The sequence below is a fragment of the Streptacidiphilus neutrinimicus genome (assembly GCF_000787815.1).
Taxonomy (GTDB): domain Bacteria; phylum Actinomycetota; class Actinomycetes; order Streptomycetales; family Streptomycetaceae; genus Streptacidiphilus; species Streptacidiphilus neutrinimicus.
On sequence record NZ_BBPO01000044.1, the window covers coordinates 50,129 to 70,824 of the forward strand.

General features: G+C 70.8%; 17 protein-coding genes. 2 read left to right on the plus strand and 15 right to left on the minus strand.

All coding sequences use genetic code 11. The annotated features are described in order from the left end of the window. The first annotated feature begins 36 nt into the window (after positions 1 to 36). Together TR48_RS25280 and TR48_RS25285 are read left to right on the plus strand one after the other, a co-directional pair. Positions 37 to 1,065: a sphingomyelin phosphodiesterase gene (locus tag TR48_RS25280; RefSeq protein WP_236652319.1), complete on the plus strand. Its 1,029-nt coding sequence runs from the start codon at positions 37 to 39 to the stop codon at positions 1,063 to 1,065. 185 nt (positions 1,066 to 1,250) lie between these two features. Continuing rightward, positions 1,251 to 2,561 (plus strand): ABC transporter substrate-binding protein, encoded by a 1,311-nt coding sequence (locus TR48_RS25285; RefSeq protein ID WP_042371308.1) that lies wholly within the window; start codon positions 1,251 to 1,253, stop codon positions 2,559 to 2,561. Between the two features lie 21 nt (positions 2,562 to 2,582). On the opposite strand, the gene TR48_RS25290 is transcribed toward TR48_RS25285, so the two are convergent. From TR48_RS25290 to TR48_RS25360, 15 genes are all read right to left on the minus strand, one after another. After that, a complete protein-coding gene (locus TR48_RS25290; protein ID WP_042371310.1) occupies positions 2,583 to 3,365 on the minus strand; it encodes a DeoR/GlpR family DNA-binding transcription regulator in 783 nt (260 codons plus the stop codon). Between the two features lie 67 nt (positions 3,366 to 3,432). Further along, on the minus strand, positions 3,433 to 4,416 hold the full coding sequence (gene rarD / locus TR48_RS25295) for an EamA family transporter RarD (RefSeq protein ID WP_084729748.1): 984 nt from the start codon (positions 4,414 to 4,416) through the stop codon (positions 3,433 to 3,435). An 81-nt stretch (positions 4,417 to 4,497) separates the two neighbouring features. Further along, the gene (locus TR48_RS25300; protein ID WP_042371312.1) at positions 4,498 to 6,555 is read right to left on the minus strand and encodes an APC family permease; all 2,058 of its coding nucleotides are present in this window, start codon (positions 6,553 to 6,555) and stop codon (positions 4,498 to 4,500) included. A 121-nt stretch (positions 6,556 to 6,676) separates the two neighbouring features. Beyond that, on the minus strand, positions 6,677 to 7,642 hold the full coding sequence (locus TR48_RS25305) for a 2-oxoacid:ferredoxin oxidoreductase subunit beta (RefSeq protein ID WP_042371313.1): 966 nt from the start codon (positions 7,640 to 7,642) through the stop codon (positions 6,677 to 6,679). Next, a complete protein-coding gene (locus tag TR48_RS25310; protein WP_042371352.1) occupies positions 7,635 to 9,560 on the minus strand; it encodes a 2-oxoacid:acceptor oxidoreductase subunit alpha in 1,926 nt (641 codons plus the stop codon). Before TR48_RS25310 ends, TR48_RS25305 begins: the two co-directional genes overlap by 8 nt. Positions 9,561 to 9,665: 105 nt before the next feature. Continuing rightward, positions 9,666 to 10,349 (minus strand): response regulator transcription factor, encoded by a 684-nt coding sequence (locus TR48_RS25315; RefSeq protein WP_042371355.1) that lies wholly within the window; start codon positions 10,347 to 10,349, stop codon positions 9,666 to 9,668. Between the two features lie 16 nt (positions 10,350 to 10,365). Further along, on the minus strand, positions 10,366 to 11,376 hold the full coding sequence (locus TR48_RS25320; RefSeq protein WP_042371315.1) for a polyprenyl synthetase family protein: 1,011 nt from the start codon (positions 11,374 to 11,376) through the stop codon (positions 10,366 to 10,368). Between the two features lie 152 nt (positions 11,377 to 11,528). Continuing rightward, positions 11,529 to 13,148: an NADH-quinone oxidoreductase subunit NuoN gene (nuoN, locus tag TR48_RS25325; RefSeq protein WP_042371357.1), complete on the minus strand. Its 1,620-nt coding sequence runs from the start codon at positions 13,146 to 13,148 to the stop codon at positions 11,529 to 11,531. Between the two features lie 5 nt (positions 13,149 to 13,153). Further along, positions 13,154 to 14,758, minus strand: coding sequence for an NADH-quinone oxidoreductase subunit M (locus tag TR48_RS25330; RefSeq protein WP_042371316.1), 1,605 nt, complete (start codon positions 14,756 to 14,758; stop codon positions 13,154 to 13,156). Continuing rightward, entirely contained in the window at positions 14,758 to 16,653 is a 1,896-nt protein-coding gene (nuoL, locus tag TR48_RS25335; RefSeq protein ID WP_042371318.1) for an NADH-quinone oxidoreductase subunit L, read from the minus strand. Before nuoL ends, TR48_RS25330 begins: the two co-directional genes overlap by 1 nt. 19 nt (positions 16,654 to 16,672) lie before the next feature. Then, positions 16,673 to 16,972: an NADH-quinone oxidoreductase subunit NuoK gene (gene nuoK / locus TR48_RS25340; RefSeq protein WP_037605876.1), complete on the minus strand. Its 300-nt coding sequence runs from the start codon at positions 16,970 to 16,972 to the stop codon at positions 16,673 to 16,675. Continuing rightward, positions 16,969 to 17,829, minus strand: coding sequence for an NADH-quinone oxidoreductase subunit J (locus TR48_RS25345; protein ID WP_042371321.1), 861 nt, complete (start codon positions 17,827 to 17,829; stop codon positions 16,969 to 16,971). Before TR48_RS25345 ends, nuoK begins: the two co-directional genes overlap by 4 nt. Then, positions 17,826 to 18,401: an NADH-quinone oxidoreductase subunit NuoI gene (gene nuoI, locus TR48_RS25350; RefSeq protein ID WP_042371323.1), complete on the minus strand. Its 576-nt coding sequence runs from the start codon at positions 18,399 to 18,401 to the stop codon at positions 17,826 to 17,828. The genes TR48_RS25345 and nuoI overlap by 4 nt, the downstream gene beginning before the upstream one ends. Then, complete coding sequence (nuoH, locus tag TR48_RS25355; protein ID WP_042371324.1) at positions 18,391 to 19,731, minus strand: NADH-quinone oxidoreductase subunit NuoH; 1,341 nt, start codon at positions 19,729 to 19,731, stop codon at positions 18,391 to 18,393. The genes nuoI and nuoH overlap by 11 nt, the downstream gene beginning before the upstream one ends. Further along, positions 19,731 to 20,696 (minus strand): molybdopterin-dependent oxidoreductase (locus tag TR48_RS25360; protein WP_042371327.1); only part of this gene is annotated, 966 nt, incomplete at its 5' end. The genes TR48_RS25360 and nuoH, both read right to left, overlap by 1 nt.

Consider the following 20,696-nt stretch of genomic DNA (forward strand, 5'->3'; position numbering starts at 1 on the left):
GTCATGCACCGGCCCGCCTCTACCGAGGAGACCCTCGTGCGCAAGCGCGCTCTGCTCGCCACCGCCGTCGCCGCAGCCACCGCCGTTCTCGGTGGCCTGACCGTCGCGCCCGCCGCCCACGCGTCGACCACCGGCAACTCGCTCTCCGTCTTCGCCTGGAACGTCGACCTGGCCACCTCCGTGGTCGACAGCACCGAGAGTGAGAACGCCGCCGGCCGCACGCCGGTCGTCGAGTCGATCATCAAGCAGCACAACGCCGACGTGGTGGTCCTGGACGAGCTGTTCAACCACAGCTCGACCAGCAACATCGAGAGCGCACTGGCCGCCCAGTACCCGTACCACACGCCGGTCGTCGGCCAGGTCTGCTCCGGCGGCGGCTGGAACGGCATCAGCGGGGACTGCTCGAACTCGCTGTTCGTCATCAACGGCGGCACCATGATCTTCTCGAAGTACCCGATCACCGCCCAGTACGCGCACGTCTTCTCCAACTCGACCTCGGGCACCTGGGACTACGACTCCAACAAGGGCGCCGCGCTGGCGGAGATCGACAAGAACGGCGTCAACACCTGGGTCGTCGGCACGCACCTGCAGGCCGACCAGTCCGGCACCTCCACGGACACCACGCAGGCGACCCGCCTCGCCCAGCTCGGCGAGATCAAGAGCTGGGTCGACGGCATCGTCGGCTCCTCCGCGCCGGTGCTCATCGGCGGCGACTTCAACGTCGAGTACTTCCACGGCGCTTCGCGCGGGGACTACACCAACGCGCAGAACGCCGTGGGCGGCGTGCTGGGCACCCCCGCCACCGACCCGAGCCAGCTGACCACCATGGACTGCCCGGTCTCGGCCTGGTGCCAGTACATGTCCGGCGTCGAGTCCTTCCCGAGCGACTACCAGGACAGCCTCGACTACATCGGCTACCTGAACGCGCCGGGCCGCCCGACCCCGCTGGCGCTGCCGTCCGTCACCACGGACTTCGACCCGCAGGCCGGCTGGACCCAGGGTCAGAGCGACACCCGGTCGCCGAGCGACCACTACCCGGTGCAGAGCACCTTCCAGCTTCCGTAGCACCCTGGCGAGGGAGGGCGCGCGCAGCGTGGTACACACCACTCGACGGGGTGTCAGAGCGCCTCGCGTACCCCGTCTCATCTGCTGAAAGGCACCTTGACGCACCACAGTTGATGCCGATGCCATGGACCGTCACACGCGCCCAGTGCGGGGGCGCCGTCGGTTCGAGCCAGAAGGCATCACGTATGAGCATCAGCCGCCGCGCCGTCCTCGCCGCCGCCGGTCTCACCGGCCTCAGCGCGGGGACGGCGCTGCTGAGCGGCTGCGCCAGCAGCAGCACCAGCGTCACCGGCCCGTCCGGAACCCCCGCCTCCCTGGAGGTCTTCTCCTGGTGGACCGAGGGCGGGGAGGCGGCCGCGCTCGCCTCCCTGGTCAGCGAGTTCCACGTGCACAACCCCCACATCGACTTCGTCAACCGCGCGGTCGCCGGCGGCGCCGGGGCCAACGCCAAGGCCGAGCTCGCCCGCCGCCTGAAGGCCGGCAACCCGCCGGACACCTTCCAGGGCCAGGCCGGCGCGATGCTCGACGACTACATCGACGCGGGGCAGTTGGAGGACCTCGGCTTCCTCTACCGGCAGCAGGGCTGGAACAGGCTGCTCAGCCCCACCCTGCTGCAGCTGACCCAGCGCGGCGGCAAGCAGTGGTCGGTACCGCTGGACATCCACCACATCAACCTGATCTGGGCCAACAAGCGCGTCTGCGAGCACGCGGGCGTCCCGACCGCGCCCGCCTCCGTCGCCGACTTCGTCACCGCCCTGCACAAGGTCGCCGCGACCGGCAAGAACCCGCTGGCCATCTCCGTCACACCGAACGAGATCTGGCAGCTCAAGCACCTGATGGAGTGTCTGCTGCTGGCCGAGCTGGGCGCCGCCGGCTGGCCCTCGCTGTGGCGGCGCGGCGGCGACTGGGGCTCCCCGCAGGTCACCGCGGCCCTCGAGGCGCTGCGCGAGATCCTCTCCCTGGCGGTCAATCCGACCGCGGAGGTCACCTGGAACCAGGCCAGCGCGATGGTGGGCAACGGTACCGCCGCCTACCAGATCATGGGCGACTGGACCGAGGCCACCTTCACCCTCGCCGGGCTCTCCCCCCGTCGCGACTACGCCTGGTCCACCGCCCCCGGCACCTCCGAGGCCTTCCTGTTCGCCTCCGACTGCTTCACCCTGCCCAAGGGCGCCAAGGACCGCGACGCGGCCATCGCCTGGCTCGTCGAGTGCGGCAGCCAGGCCGGCCAGGACTCCTTCACCACGGTCAAGGGCGCGATCCCGCCGCGCGCGGTCATCGGCTCGACCGAACGGGGCCTGTTCGACCAGTACTCGAACTGGTCGATGGTGGAGTGGACCACCAAGCAGGTGGTCGGCTCCCTCACCCACGGCGTGGTGGCCCGCGCGGCCTGGAACAACGCGATCGACGCGGCGCTCAACGCGTTCGTGACGAACCGCGATCCCGGCCGGCTGCAGACCGCGCTGGAGGCGGCGGCCAAGCAGTACGCCGCGTAGGCCGCCGCGGGCCGCGCGGAGTCAGCCCCCCGCCACCAGCACCCGTCCCACGGCGGCGCCGGCCTGCTGCCTGGCCCCGGCCGGCAGCCCGGCGTCCGTCACGAGCGTGTCCACCGCGGACAGCGGCGCGTAGGACGACAGGCTGACCACCCCCCACTTGCTGTGGTCCGCGAGGACGACCACGCTGCCCGCGCAGGCGATCAGCGCGCGGTTGGTCTCCGCCTCGGCGAGGTTGGGGGTGGTCAGGCCCGCCGTGGGGTCGACCCCGTGGCATCCGAGGAAGAGCTGGTCGACGTGGAGGTCGTGCAGGGCCAGCCGCGCCATGGTGCCGACCAGCGCGTCGCTGGGAGTGCGCACGCCGCCGGTCAGCACGACCGTGGGGCCGGGCCGGGCGGGCCGCCGGGCCTCGGCGAAGACCTCGGCGACGCGGACGGAGTTGGTGACGACCGTCAGCCGCTCGACGCGCAGCAGATGGCGGGCGAAGGCCCGGGTCGTCGTGCCCGCGGAGACCGCGATCGCGGTGCCGGGACGGACCAGGCGCGCGGCGAGCCGGGCGATCTCGTCCTTGGCCTGCGGCTCCCACTCCGTCTTGGCCTCGAAGCCGGGCTCCACGCCGCCCGCGCCGTCGGCGTGCAGCGCGCCGCCGTGGACCTTCAGGGCCAGCCCCAGCCGGGCCAGCTCGGCCAGGTCCCGGCGGATCGTCATGTCGGAGACGCCGAAGCGCGCGGACAGCTCCCCCACCCGGACGCTGCCGCACCGGCGGATCTCCGCGAGGATCACGGACTGGCGCCGCTTCGCCAGCATGTCGCTTCCTCGCCCCCTCGCCGCGGAGGGCCCCGCCTCACACAGAGTCGGACGTCCCTGAACGCAATCAAACAGGATCGCGCATATCAGAAACCCCGGGACCCACCGCTGTCAAGGGGTCGCGCTCCGCGCCCGACGTGGCGTCAGCTCCCCTGCGGGCCTGCCGCAACCCGTCCACGGTCAGGACCAGCAGCGCCACCCAGACGAGGGCGAAGCCGGCCCAGCGCTCGGCCGGCATGTGCTCGTGGAAGACGGCGATGCCGAGCAGGAACTGGAAGACCGGGGCCAGGTACTGCAGCAGCCCCATCGTGGTCAGCGGCACCCGGACCGCGGCCGCGCCGAAGGCGACCAGCGGGACGGCCGTCACCACCCCGCACAGGGCCAGCAGCGCGCTGTGCCCGGGCCCGTGCCCGGTGAAGGTGGACCGCCCGCTCGCGGACAGCCACAGCAGGTAGCCCAGGGCCGGCAGGAAGAGGAACGCCGTCTCCAGTGCGAAGCCCTCCAGGCCGCCGAGGTTGACCGTCTTCTTCAGCAGTCCGTAGGTGGCGAAGGAGAACGCGAGCGTCAGCGCGATCCACGGCAGCCGGCCGTAGCCGAGGGTCAGCACCAGGACCGCGGCGGCGCCCGTCGCCACGGCGACCCACTGCGCGGGCCGCAGGCGCTCCTTGAGGACGAGCACGCCGAAGGTGATGGTGACCAGCGGGTTGATGAAGTAGCCGAGCGAGGTCTCGACGACGTGACCGGAGTTGACGCCCCAGATGTACATGCCCCAGTTGACGCTGATCACCACGGCCGCCAGGCCGATCAGCGCCAGCCGCTTCGGCTGCCGCAGCAGCGGGCGTATCCAGGAGAGCGCGTCCGGGCGCCTCAGCCGCTGCAGGGCCAGCAGCGCGACCGCCACGACCAGGGACCAGGCCATCCGGTCCGCCAGGATCTCCCAGGCGCCGGCCGGTTTCAGCAGCGGCCAGTACAGGGGGAAGAACCCCCACATCGCGTAGGCGGCGAATCCCAGCCACAGTCCGGTGCGTTGCTCGTGACGTCTCCCACTCATCCGAGGACGGTAAGCGAGAGCGCCCCCGCCCCGGAAGTCCGGGTGGGGGCGCTCATCGCGCGAGCGGTTCTCGGCGCGGCGTCAGTGCTCGCTGTCGGCGTGGTCCGAGCCCTCGATGGTGTGGTCGAGGTGGTCCAGCTTCTCCACCTTGATGCCGGACGCCGCGGCGTCCTCCAGCTCGTCGTGGGCGCTCACCACGTCGAACGGGACGATGGTGGTGACCACGTTCGGCAGCTTGCCGACCGCGCGGGCGATCTGGTCCGGCGTGCGGCGGTGCAGCAGACGGCCCAGGACCGGCGAGTAGTTGCGCTCCGGGATCAGCAGCGTGATCTGGCTCTTCTCCCGCTTGGCGGTGCGGGCGATCAGCTCGACCAGGGCGCGGGCGATGCGGCGGTCCGGGCACTCGACGATCTCCAGCGACAGGTCGCCGACCTCGACGTTGCTCCACTGGAGCCGCAGCCGGTCGGCCTCGCGGTCGTCCGTCATGAAGTGCACCGCGCGGATCTCGGCGGGCCGCATCGAGCGGGCGTAGCGGATCGCCTTGAGCACGGCCAGGTCGACGCGGTCGACCAGGATGTACATCACCTGGCGGCGCGGGGTCGGGCTGGTGGCGTCGACCGGGGCCATGGCCAGCGCCTCGGCCTCCTCGCGGTAGCGCTTGTTGACCTTGATCAGCGACCAGACGCCGATCGGGAAGATCACCACGACCATCCAGGCGCCCTCGGTGAACTTGGTGACCGCGAAGATCCCGACCACCGCGAACGAGGCGACGGCCGCGGCGCCGTTGATCGCGACCTTGATCTTCCACTTGCCCTCGCGGCGGTCCAGGTGGTGCTTGACCATGCCCGCGCCGGCCATGGTGAAGCCGGTGAAGACGCCGATCGCGTACAGGCTGACCAGACGGGTCAGGTCGCTGTCGGTGCCGATCAGCAGCAGCAGCGACACGACGGTCAGCACGATGATGCCGCTGGAGAAGGCGAGGCGGTGCCCGCGACGGGTCAGCTGGCGCGGCAGGAACGAGTCCTCGGCGACGAAGCTGGCCAGGAAGGGGAAGCCGTTGAAGGAGGTGTTGGCGCCGGTGTAGAGGATCAGCGCGGTGGCGAGCTGTACGAAGACCAGCGCCGCGTTGCCGTACCAGCTGCTGCCGAAGGCCCAGCTGGCCTCCTGCGAGACGACGGTCGGGGTGCCGTCCACGAACGGCGTCGCGTGGGTGATGTGCGCCAGCAGCGAGACCCCGAGGACGCCGGTGCCCAGCACGGCCGACATGACGACCATGGTCTTGCGGGCGTTCTTGCCCTGCGGGTTGCGGAAGACGCTGACGCCGTTGGAGATGGCCTCCAGGCCGGTCAGCGAGGAGCCGCCGTTGGCGAAGGCGCGCAGCATGGTGAGCAGTGCCGCGCCGTAGAAGAAGCCGTGCTCCCCGGTGCCGAGGGTGTACATCCCGGCCTGGTGGGTGCTCAGCTGGGTGTGGTCGCCGGTGAGGAAGCGGAGGAAGCCGACGATGACGAGCAGGCCCATCGCGCCCATGAACAGGTAGGCGGGGAGGGCGAAGGCCCGGCCGGCCTCGCGGATGCCGCGCAGGTTTCCCCAGCACAGCAGCAGCACGACCGCGACGGTCAGCCACAGCTTGTGGTCGGCGACCAGGGTTATGAAGGACCCGTTCCCCCAGAGGAACTGCCCGAGGGAGACCAGCGCGTCGGTACCGGCGGCCGCCTGGACGGCCACGGTGACGATGTAGTCGATGAGCAGTGCGACGGCCGCGATCTGGGCGATCCGGGGGCCGAAGTTCTCGCGTGCGACGACGTACGAACCGCCCGCCCGGGTGTAGACCGAGACGACCTCGCGGTACGAGAAGGTCAGCAGGACCAGCAGGCCCAGGATCACGAAGGTCAGCGGGATCAGCGCGGTGAACGCGGCGATGCCGATCGCGGGGATCAGGATCACCAGCATCTGCTCGGAGCCGTAGGCCATGGACGAGATGCAGTCCGAGGCCAGCACGCCGAGTGCGACGGAGTTCGAGAGCTTCTCGTGGCTGAGCTGCTCGGTGACCAGGGGCTTACCGAGCAAACGTTTCTTCACTCGGTAGCCGAGGCTCTCCGGGAGTTCGACCTCGCCAGAGGGGCTGATGGTGCCGGCCATGGTGGTGGATTCCGATCCGGGCGGGAGTGGACCACCTATGCATACTCCCGCCCGATAGGACATATCGGACATCCGTTAACGCAGGCCGGGATCTTAGCGGCTCCCTAACGCCTGTGTGACCTCACCGAACCATCCACGTGTCGGAACCGCTAAGAAGCGCCGACAGATCCCCCTCACCACGCTCCGCGACGGCCTGGTCCAGTTGCGCGTTCAACTGCCGGTCGTAGGCGGGCCTGGCCACCGCCCGCAGCACCCCGATCGGGGTGGGCTCGGTGAGCCGGGACAGCGCGAAGGCGCGCGTCGGGTCCGGGTCGGTCACGTCGTGGACGATCTCCTCGCCGTCAGGCGTGAGACGGTACGGCTGCCCGTGCTCCAGGCGCAGCAGGGCGGCGTCCCGCGTCGCCGGGTCCTTCAGGACCTCGAAGGCGCCGTCGTTGAAGATGTTGCAGTTCTGGTAGATCTCCACCAGCGCCGTGCCCTGGTGCTGGGCGGCGGCGCGCAGCACCGAGGTGAGGTGCTGGCGGTCGGAGTCGATGGTGCGGGCCACGAAGCCCGCCTCCGCGCCGAGCGCGAGCGACAGCGGGCGGAACGGCTCGTCCAGGGAGCCCATCGGGGTCGACTTGGTGATCTTGCCGGGCTCGCTGGTGGGCGAGTACTGGCCCTTGGTGAGGCCGTAGATCCGGTTGTTGAACAGCAGGATCTTCAGGTTCACGTTGCGGCGCAGCGCGTGGATCAGGTGGTTGCCGCCGATGGACAGCGCGTCGCCGTCCCCGGTGATCACCCACACCGACAGGTCCGGCCGCGAGGACGCCAGCCCGGTGGCGATCGCCGGGGCGCGGCCGTGGATGGAGTGCATCCCGTAGGTGCTGAGGTAGTACGGGAAGCGCGAGGAGCAGCCGATCCCGGAGATGAAGACGATCTTCTCTCTGGGGATGCCGAGCTCGGGCAGGAAGCCCTGCACCGCGGCCAGGATCGCGTAGTCCCCGCAGCCGGGGCACCAGCGCACCTCCTGGTCGGACTTGAAGTCCTTCGCCGTCAGCTTCAGCGCGCCGTTCGCCGTGACGCCGGTCGCCTTGATCTCAGTCATCGAGCGCCTCCGAGATGACGGCGGCCAGCTGGGCGGCCTTGAACGGCATGCCGCTGACCTGCGTGAACGAGCGGGCGTCGACCAGGTACCTGGCCCGCAGCAGCATCGCGAGCTGCCCGAGGTTCATCTCCGGCACCAGCACCCTGTCGTAGCGCCGCAGCAGCTCGCCGAGGTTGGCCGGGAAGGGGTTGAGGTAGCGCAGGTGGGCCTGGGCGACCCTGCCGCCCGCGGCGCGGGCGCGCCGCACGCCGGCGGCGATCGGCCCGAAGGTCGAGCCCCAGCCGAGCACCAGCAGCCCCGCGTCGCCGCCCGGGTCGTCCACGGCGAGGTCCGGGACGCTGACGCCGTCGACCTTGGCCTGGCGGGTGCGGACCATGTGGTCGTGGTTGGCCGGGTCGTAGGAGATGTTCCCCGTCCCGTCCTGCTTCTCGATCCCGCCGATGCGGTGCTCCAGCCCTGGCGTGCCCGGCACCGCCCAGGGCCGCGCCAACGTCTGCGGGTCGCGCAGGTACGGCCAGAAGCCGCCCGAGCCGTCGGGGGCGTTGGGCTCGGTCGCGAACTCGACCCGCAGGTCCGGCAGCTCGGAGACCTCCGGGACGCGCCACGGCTCCGAGCCGTTGGCCAGGTACCCGTCGGACAGCAGGAACACCGGCGTGCGATAGGCCAGCGCGATCCGCGCCGCCTCCAGCGCCATGGTGAAGCACTCCCCCGGCGAGGCGGGCGCCACGATCGGCACCGGCGCCTCGCCGTTGCGCCCGAACATCGCCTGCAGCAGGTCCGCCTGCTCGGTCTTGGTCGGCAGGCCCGTCGACGGACCGCCGCGCTGGATGTCCACCACCAGCAGCGGCAGCTCCAACGACACCGCCAGCCCGATCGTCTCGCTCTTGAGCGCGACGCCCGGCCCCGACGTCGTGGTCACGCCCAACGCGCCGCCGAAGGCCGCCCCGAGTGCCGCGCCGATCCCGGCGATCTCGTCCTCGGCCTGGAAGGTCCGCACGCCGAAGTTCTTGTGCTTCGACAGCTCGTGCAGGATGTCGGAGGCCGGGGTGATCGGATAGGAGCCCAGGAACAGCGGCAGACCCGACTGCCGCGAGGCCGCGATCAGCCCGTACGCCAGCGCCAGGTTGCCGGAGATGTTGCGGTAGCGCCCCGGCGCGAAGGCCCGCGCCGCCGGAGCCACCTCGTAGGAGACCGCGAACGACTCGGTGGTCTCGCCGTAGTTCCAGCCCGTCCGGAACGCCAGCACGTTGGCCTCGGCGATCTCGGGTTTCTTCGCGAACTTGGCCCGCAGGAACGTCTCGGTGCCCTCGGTGGGCCGGTGGTACATCCAGGACAGCAGCCCGAGCGCGAACATGTTCTTGGCCCGCTCCGCGTCCTTGCGCGACAGCGAGGTCTCCTTCAGCGCCTCCACCGTCAGCGTGGTCAGCGCCACCGGGTGCACCCGGTACTCGGCCAGCGTTCCGTCGTCGAGGGGGTCCGCCTGCCAGCCCACCTTGGCCAGCGCGCGCTTGGTGAACTCGTCCGTGTTGACGATGATCTCCGCGCCGCGCGGCAGGTCCGCCAGGTTCGCCTTGAGCGCGGCCGGGTTCATCGCGACCAGCACGTCCGGGGCGTCGCCCGGGGTGAGGATGTCGTGGTCGGCGAAGTGCAGCTGGAAGCTGGAGACGCCGGGCAGGGTGCCTGCCGGGGCCCGGATCTCGGCCGGGAAGTTCGGCAGCGTCGACAGGTCGTTGCCGAAGCCGGCCGTCTCGGAGGTGAAGCGGTCACCGGTCAGCTGCATACCGTCACCGGAGTCCCCGGCGAAGCGGATGACGACGCGGTCGAGCCGCCGCACCCGCTTGCCCCCATTGGCCGGCTCGGACTCCGGATCATGGGACTCGTCGAACGTGGAACCCGTCTCCTCGACCCTGCTGGTCACGACGTGGGCCTCCCTCGTCACCGATGGTGGTGCTCCGCGTAAAAGATCCTATGCCCGTCAAGGTGCCTGGCGGTGGATCCCGAGGACACGATATCTGACGGTCAATCAGGAATTGAGATAGGTCAGCACCGCCAGCACCCGGCGGTGGTCCTCCGGGCTCTGGCCCAGGCCCAGCTTCGCGAAGATGTTGCTGACGTGCTTCTCCACGGCGCCGTCGGAGACCACCAGCTGACGCGCCACGGCCGCGTTGCTGCGGCCCTCGGCCATCAGGCCTAGGACCTCCCGCTCCCGCGGCGTCAGATCGGCCAGCACGTCCCGCTTGCGGCTGCGGCCCAGCAGCTGCGCGACCACCTCCGGGTCCAGCGCGGTGCCGCCGGCGGCGACGCGGGAGACCGCGTCCACGAACTCGCGCACCTCCGCCACCCGGTCCTTCAGCAGGTAGCCGACCCCGCGGGTCGAGCCCGCCAGCAGCTCCGCGGCGTAGCGCTCCTCCACGTACTGCGACAGCACCAGGGTGCCCACGCCGGGGTGCCGCTCACGCAGGGCGATGCAGGCGCGCACGCCCTCGTCGGTGTGGGTCGGCGGCATCCGCACGTCCGCCACCACCACGTCCGGTGCGCCCTCCGCGGACGCCGCCAGCCCGTCGACCAGCGCCAGCAGCGCCTCACCGTCCTCCACGGCGCCGACGACCGCGAGACCGCGGTCGGTCAGCAAGCGGGTCAGACCCTCGCGCAGCAGCACGGAGTCCTCGGCTATCACGACACGCAGCGGCACGGGCGGGAGCGGCATGGTCACATGCTAGCGATCACATCGTGCGCAGAGCGACCGCGTCGCACAGGCCCTCCAGGGCCGTCTTGGCCGAGCAGTCCGGCAGCGGACGCAGCAGCGCGCGGGCCTCCTCGGACCAGCGCAGCGTCTCCTCCCGCGCCCGCGCCAGCGCCGGGTGGGCGCGCAGCAGGCGCAGCGCCTCGGCGTGCAGCTCGTCGTCCTCGATCGGCCCGGCGGTCAGCTCGCGCAGCCGCAGGTCGCCCGGGACGGACGGGTCCGGCTCGGCGGCGCGCAGCAGCAGCACCGGCAGCGTGGGGACGCCCTCGCGCAGGTCCGTGCCGGGCGTCTTGCCCGACTCCTGGCTGTCGCTGGCGATGTCCAGCACGTCGTCGGCCAGCTGGAAGGCGATGCCGATGCGCTCGCCGTACTGGGTCAGTATGTCGCAGACGTACTCGTCGGCCCCGGCCAGCAGCGCGCCGAGGCGGCAGGAGACGGCGATCAGTGAGCCGGTCTTGCCCGAGAGCACGTCCAGGTAGTGCCGGACCGGGTCGTCCTCGGGGCCGGGACCGGCCGTCTCCAGGATCTGGCCGGTGACCAGGCGCTCGAACGCCTGCGACTGCAGCCGCACCGCCTCCGGGCCCAGGTCGGCCAGGATCTGCGACGCGCGCGAGAAGAGGAAGTCCCCGGTGAGGATGGCGACGGAGTTGTCCCAGCGGGCGTTGGCGCTGACCGCGCCGCGGCGCATGGACGCCTCGTCCATCACGTCGTCGTGGTAGAGCGTGGCCAGATGGGTCAGCTCGACCACCACCGAGGCCGGGACCACGCCCGGCGCGTTCGCGTCGCCGAACTGGGCGGCGAGGATCGCCAGCAGCGGGCGGAACCGCTTGCCGCCCGCGTGGAGCAGATGCTGTGCGCCGACTGTGATGAACGGCACGTCGCTCTTGGTCGCCTCGGCCAGTGCCTGTTCGACGGCGGAGAGCCCGAGGCGGACGTCGGTCTCCAGTGCCTGGTCCTGCACGCTCAGCCCGAAGGGCCCCACGACGGTCACCGGGAACACTCCTTGCGCTGGTCGGGTGGGGGTGGCTGGTAAGAGCCACCAAGGGCAGCGTATCCGGTCGGCTGTCGATCACCGAGCGCGCCCGGCCCACTGTCACAGCGGGCCGGGCGCGCACCAGGGTTGTTCCGGCGTTCCCGGACCTTTCACCGTACGAAGAGTGACGCCTGGTTCGCGAGATGCAGGAAGTACTCCGGCGCCACGCCGAGCACCACGGTGACCACCGCGCCGAGCCCGATCGCCGCGCCCGTCAGCGGGCTCGGCACGGCGACGGTCGGCCCGTCGGCGCGCGGGTCCGAGAAGAACATCAGCACGATGACCCTGATGTAGAAGAACGCCGCCACCGCCGAGGACAGCACACCGACGATGACCAGCGCCGTCCCCCCGCTGCCCGACGCGGCCTGGAACACCGCGAACTTCCCGGTGAAGCCGCTCGTCAGGGGGATGCCCGCGAAGGCCAGCAGAAAGAGCGCGAAGACCGCCGCCAGCAGCGGCGACCGCCGCCCGAGCCCGGCCCAGCGCGACAGGTGCGTCGCCTCCCCGTCCGCGTCGCGCACCAGGGTGACCACGGCGAACGCGCCGAGCGTCACGAAGGAGTACGCGGCCAGGTAGAACATCACCGCGCCGAGGCCGCTGCGGTCCAGCGCGATCACGCCGGTCAGGATGAACCCGGCGTGGGCCACGGACGAGTAGGCCAGCAGGCGCTTCACGTCCGTCTGGGTCACCGCGATGATCGCGCCCGCGACCATGGTCAGGATCGCCACGCCCCACAGCACCGGCCGCCAGTCCCAGGACAGGCCGGGGAAGGCGACGTAGAGCAGCCGGAGCATCGCCCCGAAGGCGGCCACCTTGGTCGCCGAGGCCATGAAGCCGGTGACCGGCGTCGGGGCGCCCTGGTAGACGTCCGGCGTCCACATGTGGAAGGGGACCGCGCCGACCTTGAACAGCAGGCCCACGCCCAGCATCGCCAGGCCGATCAGCAGCAGCACGTCGTTGCCGGTGGTCTGCGCCAGCGCCGGCGTGATCGTCGCCCTGCCCTCGACCACGTCGGCGATCCGGCTCAGCTGCACCGAGCCCGCGTAGCCGTAGACCAGCGCGAGGCCGAACAGGAAGAAGGCGGACGAGAACGCGCCGAGCAGGAAGTACTTGACCGCCGCCTCCTGCGACAGCAGCCGACGGCGGCGTGCCAGCGCGCAGATCAGGTAGAGCGGCAGGGAGAAGACCTCCAGCGCCACGAACATCGTCAGCAGGTCCGAGGCGGCCGGGAAGAGCAGCATGCCGCCCACCGCGAACATCGTCAGCGGGTAGACCTCGGTGGTCGCGTGACCGGACGTCGCCGCCCGTCGCTCCGCGTCGCTGCCGGGCACCGCCGCGGCCTCCGGCGCGAACGCGTCCACCGAGGCGCCCGTCGACGAGCGCGGCTCAAGCCGCCGCTCGGCGAACTGGAGCACGGCGACGACCGCCACGAGTGTGATCACGCCCTGCAGGAACAGCGACGGGCCGTCGACCGCGACCGCGCCCATCGCGGCCAGGTCCGCCTTGTTCGTGGCGTAGCCGTCCACCGCCAGGTAGAGGATCAGCCCGAACGAGGCCGCCAGGCCCGCCAGCGCGATGCCGATCTGCGCCGTGTAGCGGTGCCGGCGCGGCACGAAGGCCTCGGCGAGGACGCCGACCAGCGCCGCGCCGAAGACCGCCAGCATGGGCGACAGCTGCAGGTACTCGATGTGCGGCGCGGGGATCGGGGGAATCGCCGCCGCCAGCGTCATGCCGGTCACTGGCCGCCTCCGGTGGTGGTCGTCGTAGCAGCGTTGATGTGCGGCGCCGGGTCGCTCTGCCCCATCTGGGAGAGCGTCTGGTTCACCGACGGGTTGACGATGTCGGCGACCGGCTTCGGGTAGACGCCCAGCACCAGCAGCAGCGCGATCAGCGGGGCGACGACCACCAGCTCACGGGCCTTCAGGTCGCCCACGCCCTCGTTGCCGGGCTTGACCGGGCCGGTCATGGTGCGCTGGTAGAGCACCAGCACGTACAGCGCGGCCAGCACGATGCCCGCCGTGGCGACGATGCCGAGCGCCGGATAGCGCTCGAAGGTGCCGACCAGGACCAGGAACTCGCTGACGAACGGGCCGAGACCCGGCAGCGACAGGATCGCCAGCCCGCCCACCAGGAAGGTGCCGGCCAGGACCGGTGCGACCTTCTGCACGCCGCCGTAGTCGGAGATGAGCCGGCTGCCGCGACGCGACATCAGGAAGCCCGCCACCAGCAGCCAGGCGGCCGTGGAGACGCCGTGGTTCACCATGTACAGCTCGGCGCCCGACTGGCCCTGGCTGGTCAGCGCGAAGATGCCGAGGATGATGAAGCCGAAGTGCGAGATCGACGCGTAGGCGACCAGCCGCTTGATGTCCTTCTGGCCCACCGCCAGAAGCGCCCCGTAAAGGATGCCGATCACGGAGAGCACCAGGATCGCCGGCGCGAAGGTCTTGCTCGCCTGCGGGAACAGCTGCAGGCAGAAGCGGAGCATCGCGAAGGTGCCGACCTTGTCGACGACCGCGGTGATCAGCACCGCGACGCCCGGCGTGGCCTCGCCCATGGCGTTCGGCAGCCAGGTGTGCAGCGGCCACAGCGGCGCCTTCACCGCGAAGGCGAACATGAAGCCCAGGAAGAGGGCGTTCTCCGCCGTCGAGGAGAAGTGCAGCGAGCCGTTCTGCAGCGCGGTCGTGATGGAGACCAGGTCGAAGGTGTGGGTGATGGTGTAGAGGCCGATCACCGCCGCCAGCATGACCAGGCCGCCCAGCAGGTTGTAGAGCAGGAACTTGACGGCCGCGTAGCTGCGCTGCCGCGCGTCCTCACCCTTGGTCCGGTCCCCGAAGCCGCCGATGAGGAAGTACATCGGGATCAGCATGGCTTCGAAGAAGACGTAGAACAGGAAGACGTCGGTGGCCTCGAAGGCGATCACCACCATCGCCTCGACCGCCAGGATCAGGGCGAAGAAGCCCTGGGTGCGGCGGTTGCGCTCGAAGGTCCCCGAGTCGTCGACGACCGGGTCGGCGTCGTGCCAGGAGGCCAGCATCACGAACGGCACCAGCACGCCCGTCAGCAGGATCAGCACCACCCCGAGGCCGTCGACGCCCAGGCTGTAGCTGATGCCGAACTGCGGGATCCAGCTGTGGTGCTCGGTCATCTGGTAGCGCGCCCCGTGCGGCTGGAACCGGGCGGCGACGACGCAGGCCAGGACGAGCGTCCCGAGCGAGAAGAGCAGCGGGACGACCTTGTTGCGGTCGCGACTGCGGGTGTTGGTGGCCGGCGGCAGCGCGGCGGTGAGGACCGCGCCGACGGCCGGCAGCGCGGCGGCGACTGTCAGAATCGGAAAGCTCATCAGACGGCCCTCATCAGGAGCGTGGTGGCGGCCAGCACCAGCGCGCCGCCGAACATCGACAGGGCGTAGGAGCGGACATAACCGTTCTGGACCTTGCGCACCCGGCCGGAGGTCCCGCCGATCAGCGCGGCGATGCCGTTGACCAGCCCGTCCAGGCCCTTGCCCTCGAGGTAGACCAGGAAGCGGGTCAGGTGCGAGCCGCCGCTGACCAGGACGACGTGGTTGAAGTCGTCCTGCAGCAGGTCCCGGCGGGCGGCCCGGGTGAGCAGCGAGCCGAGCGGCGGCACCGCAGGGACCGGCCTGCGGCCGTACATCATCCAGGCGACGCCGACGCCGAGCAGCAGGACGACCGTCGTGCAGACGGTCACGGTCGTCGTGCTCAGCGGCGAGTGGCCCTCCTGGTACCCCGTCACCGGGCTCAGCCAGTGGACGAAGGAGGAGTTGATGCTGAACAGCCCGCCGAGGAACACCGAGCCGAAGGCCAGGATCACCATCGGGGCGCCCATGACGGCCGGGGACTCGTGCGGGTGGGGGTCGTGGCCGTCGGCGTCGGGGACCCAGCGCTTCTCGCCGAAGAAGGTCATCAGCATGACGCGGGTCATGTAGAAGGCGGTCACGGCCGCGCCGACCAACGTGCAGGTGCCGAGGATCCAGCCCTCCGTCCCGCCGTGGCCGAAGGCCGCCTCGATGATCTTGTCCTTGGAGAAGAAGCCGGACAGTCCCGGGAAGCCAATGATGGCGAGGTACCCGAGGCCGAAGGTCACGAAGGTCAGCGGCATGTACTTCCGCAGGCCGCCGTACTTCCGCATGTCCACCTCGTCGTTCATGCCGTGCATGACCGAACCGGCGCCGAGGAAGAGACCGGCCTTGAAGAAGCCGTGGGTGACCAGGTGCATGATCGCGAAGACGTAGCCGATCGGGCCGAGGCCCGCCGCCAGCACCATGTAGCCGATCTGCGACATGGTCGAGCCGGCCAGCGCCTTCTTGATGTCGTCCTTGGCGCAACCGACGATCGCACCGAAGAGCAGCGTCACCGCGCCGACCACCACCGTGGCCAGCTGCGCCGTGGGCGCCAGGTTGAAGATGGCCGAGGAGCGGGTGATCAGGTAGACGCCGGCGGTCACCATCGTCGCCGCGTGGATCAGGGCCGAGACCGGGGTCGGGCCCTCCATCGCGTCGCCGAGCCAGGACTGGAGCGGCACCTGCGCCGACTTGCCGCAGGCCGCCAGCAGCAGCATCAGCCCGATGCCGGTCAGCGTCGCCTGCGTCGCCTGCGAGGCGTGCGCGAAGACGGGCGTGAAGGCGAAGGTCCCGAAGGTGGTGAACATCAGCATGACCGCGATGGACAGGCCGACGTCGCCGACGCGGTTGACCAGGAACGCCTTCTTGGCCGCCGTGGCCGCGCTCGGCTTGTGCTGCCAGAAGCCGATCAGCAGGTAGGACGCGAGACCCACGCCCTCCCAGCCGACATACAGCAGCAGGTAGTTGTCGGCCAGCACCAGCAGCAGCATGGCCGCGAGGAAGAGGTTCAGGTAGCCGAAGAACCGGCGGCGCTTCTGGTCGTGCGCCATGTACCCGACCGAGTACAGGTGGATCAGCGAGCCGACGCCCGTGATCAGCAGCACGAACGTCATCGACAGCTGGTCCAGCTGGAACCCGACGTCGGCCTGGAAGCCGTTCACCGGGATCCAGGTGTACAGGGTGACGTGGACCGGCCGGTCGGCGGTCGAGCGTCCCAGCATCGAGAAGAACAGCGCGAGCCCCACGCCGAAGGAGGCGAAGGCGAGGAGCGTGCCGAGCCAGTGCCCGACGCGATCCAGGCGGCGCCCGCCGCAGAGCAGCAGAGCCGCTCCCAGCAGCGGAACCGCGACCAGTACGGGGATGAGATTGTCCACTGTCGTGTCGCCTCCGCCGCTACAGCTTCATGAGGTTGGTGTCGTCGACCGAGGCCGAGTGACGGGTGCGGAAGACACTCACGATGATGGCCAGACCGACGACCACCTCGGCCGCCGCGACCACCATGGTGAAGAAGGCGATGATCTGCCCGTCCAGGTTGCCGTGCAGCCGGGAGAAGGTGACCAGGGCCAGGTTGCAGGCGTTGAGCATCAGCTCGACGCACATGAACAGCACGATCGCGTTGCGCCGCACCAGTACGCCGACGGCGCCGATCGTGAACAGCAGCGCCGCCAGATACAGGTAGTTGACGGGGTTCACTTCGACTCCACCTCCCGCTGCTGCTCCTCACCGGTCCGCTCGACGTGGGCCAGCTCGCCGCCCGTGCGCGGCTTCGGCGTCTTCCGGCCGAGCCAGTGCGCGGCGCCGGACTCCAGCTCGCCCATGCGACGCAGCACGTCGCTGCCGAGTCGGCGCATCTGCCCGCGCTGACGCAGCGTCGGGTTGACGCTGATCTCGGCCGGGGTGCCGTCCGGCAGCAGGCCGGGCGCGTCGACCGCGTTGTGGCGGGCGTAGACGCCGGGCGCCGGCAGCGGCGTGACCTGGGTGCCGAGGCGGACCCGCTGCTCGGCCAGCTCGCGCTGGCTCTGGCGGACCTCGGTGGCCTCGCGGTGCGTCAGCACCATCGCGCCGACCGCGGCGGTGATCAGCAGTGCGCCGGTGACCTCGAAGGCCCACACGTACTGCGTGAAGATCAGCCGCGCCAGGCCCGGGACGTTGCCGCCGCTCGCCTGGTTCGCCGCGCCGACTCCCGTGAAGTTCCGCAGGTGCGCGTTGGCGATCCCGGCGCAGAGCAGCACGCCCATGCCGATCCCGCCGAGCACGGCGGCGACCCGCTGGCCCTTCAGCGCCTCCTTGACCGAGTCGGCCGAGGAGACGCCCACGAGCATGACCACGAAGAGGAAAAGCATCATGATCGCGCCGGTGTAGACGACGATCTGCACGATGCCGAGGAAGACCGCGCCCTCGGCCATGTAGCAGATCGCCAGCGCGATCATGGTGCCCGCGAGGCAGAGCGCCGAGTGGACCGCCTTGCGGCAGAGCACCATGCCGAGTGCGCCGCCGACGGCGATCACCGCGAGCACCCAGAACTGGACGGCCTCACCGGTGGAGGTCACGAGGCCACCTCCCCCTTGCTGACCGCGACCTGGCGCTCCGTGCCCGGAGCGGCCTCGGTGACCTGGCCGCGGTAGTAGTCGCCCTCGTCCGTGCCCGGGTAGATGGCGTGGGGCGTGTCGACCATGCCCTCGGTCAGCCCGGCCAGCAGCTGCTCCTTGGTGAAGATCAGCGACTCGCGGGAACTGTCGGCCAGCTCGTACTCGTTGGTCATGGTGAGCGCCCGGGTCGGGCAGGCCTCGATGCAGAGGCCGCACAGGATGCAGCGGGCGTAGTTGATCTGGTAGACCCGCCCGTACCGTTCACCGGGCGAGTAGCGCTCCTCGTCGGTGTTGTCCGCGCCCTCGACGTAGATGGCGTCCGCCGGGCACGCCCACGCGCACAGCTCGCAGCCGACGCACTTCTCCAGCCCGTCCGGGTGCCGGTTGAGCTGGTGACGGCCGTGGAAGCGCGGCGCCGTGGGCTTCTTGTACTCGGGGTACTGCTCGGTGAGGCGCTTCTTGAACATGGCCTTGAAGGTCACGCCGAAGCCCGCGGCGGGTCCCAACCCCCACGAAGAATGTTCAGAGGGCACCGTCGTCTCCCTTCAGTGCAGGAACAGTGGTGGACTCGCCCGCCCGCGACGGGCGCCGCGGCACCGCCGGGAGCTGCTGCCCCGGCATCGGCGGCACGGGGAAGCCGCCCGCCATCGGGTCGAACGGCTCCTGGCCGGCGCCCGCCTCGGCGGGCCCCTCCTTCTTCGGCCGCAGCATGTCGAACAGGACCGAGAGCAGCACCAGCGCGACCACGCCGCCCGCCACGTACAGCACCACGTCGCCGAAGTTGTGGCCCTGGTTGCGCAGCGCCCGGACGGTGGCCACCAGCAGCAGCCACACCAGCGAGACCGGGATCAGCACCTTCCAGCCCAGCTTCATGAACTGGTCGTAGCGCAGCCGGGGAAGCGTGCCGCGCAGCCAGATGAAGACGAAGAGCAGCAGCTGGATCTTGATGATCAGCCACAGCATCGGCCACCAACCGTGGTTGGCCCCGGCCCAGAACGCGCTGATCGGCCACGGCGCCCGCCAGCCGCCCAGGAACATCACGCTGGCCACGGCCGAGACGGTGACCATGTTGACGTACTCGGCCAGCATGAACATCGCGAACTTCAGCGAGGAGTACTCGGTGTTGAAACCGCCGACCAGCTCGCCCTCGGCCTCGGGGAGGTCGAAGGGGGCGCGGTTGGTCTCGCCGACCATCGACACCAGGTAGACCAGGAAGCTCACCGGCAGCAGCACCGCGAACCAGGTGTGCGTCTGCGCGTCCACGATCGCGGAGGTCGACATCGAGCCGGAGTAGAGGAAGACCGCCGCGAAGCTCAGGCCCATCGCGATCTCGTAGGAGACCATCTGCGCCGCCGAGCGCAGGCCGCCGAGCAGCGGGTACGTCGAGCCGGAGGCCCAGCCGGCCAGCACGATGCCGTAGATCCCGATCGAGGCCGTGGCCAGGATGAACAGGATGCCGACGGGCAGGTCGGTCAGCTGCATCGTGGTCCGGGTGCCGAAGATGGAGATCTGGTGGTCGGCCGGCCCGAAAGGGATCACCGCGAAGGCCATGAAGGCCGGGATCGCGGAGAGCACCGGAGCCAGCACGAAGACCACCTTGTCGGCCGCCGTGACGACCAGGTCCTCCTTCAGGGCGAGCTTCACGCCGTCCGCGAGGCTCTGCAGCAGGCCCCACGGGCCGTGCCGGTTGGGACCGATGCGCAGCTGCATCCAGGCGACGACCTTGCGCTCCCAGACGATGGCGATCAGCACCGTCAGCACCAGGAACGCGAAGACGAACACCGCCTTCAGCAGCACCAGCCACCAGGGGTCGCGTCCGAAGAAGGAGAGGTCCTCGGCCGCGAGCAGCACCGCAGGATGCATCACCGCTGCTCCTCCATGTCAGGCTTCTCTTCAGTGGTGGAGGCCAGCGCCACGATCCGGCCGGGCACCGCTCCGAGCGTCCTGGCGACCCCGCCCGGGCTCGAGTTGAGCGGCAGCCAGACCACCCGGTCCGGCAGCTCCGGGGTGATCGCCAGCGGCAGCGCGACGACGCCCGCCGGGCCGGTCACGGTGAGCGGCGCGCCGTCGGCGACGCCGATCTCGGCCGCGGTCGCCGGGGAGAGCCGGGCGACGGCCGGATGCCGGGTGCCGGCCAGCGCCTCGTCGCCCTGCTGCAGCACGCCGTTGTCGAGCAGCTGCCGCCAGCCGGCCAGCACCGCCTCACCCGCGCTCGGGCGCGGCAGCTGGTGGGCCAGCTCGATCGGCGCGTCCGCGCGCTCGCCGCGCCAGGGCCCGAAGGCGTCCAGCTCGCGACGGGCCGCGATCACGTCCGGCAGGCCCAGGTGCTTGTCCATGGCGTCGGCCAGCATGTGCAGCACCCGCAGGTCGTCGTTCAGGTGGCGCTGCGTCATCTGGTCGGGCTTGAGCGCCGGTTCGAAGGAGCGGACCCTGCCCTCCCAGTCCAGGAAGGTGCCCGCCTTCTCGGCGACCGCCGCGACCGGCAGCACCACGTCCGCCCGCGCGGTGACGGCGCTCGGCCGCAGCTCCAGGCTGACCACGAAGCGGGCCCTGGCCAGCGCCTCGTCGGCGGCGGCCGGATCGGGGAGGTCGTCGATCTCGACGCCGCCGACAACCAGGGCGTCCAGCTCCCCGGCGGCCGCGGCGGTGATGATCCCGCCGGTGTCGCGGCCGAAGCGGGCCGGCAGCTCCGCCAGCCCCCAGGCGGAGGCGGTCTGACGGCGCGCCTCCGGGTCGGTGGCCGGACGGCCGCCGGGCAGCAGGTTCGGCAGCGCGCCGACCTCGACCGCCCCGCGCTCGCCGGCGCGCCGCGGGATCCACGCCAGCCG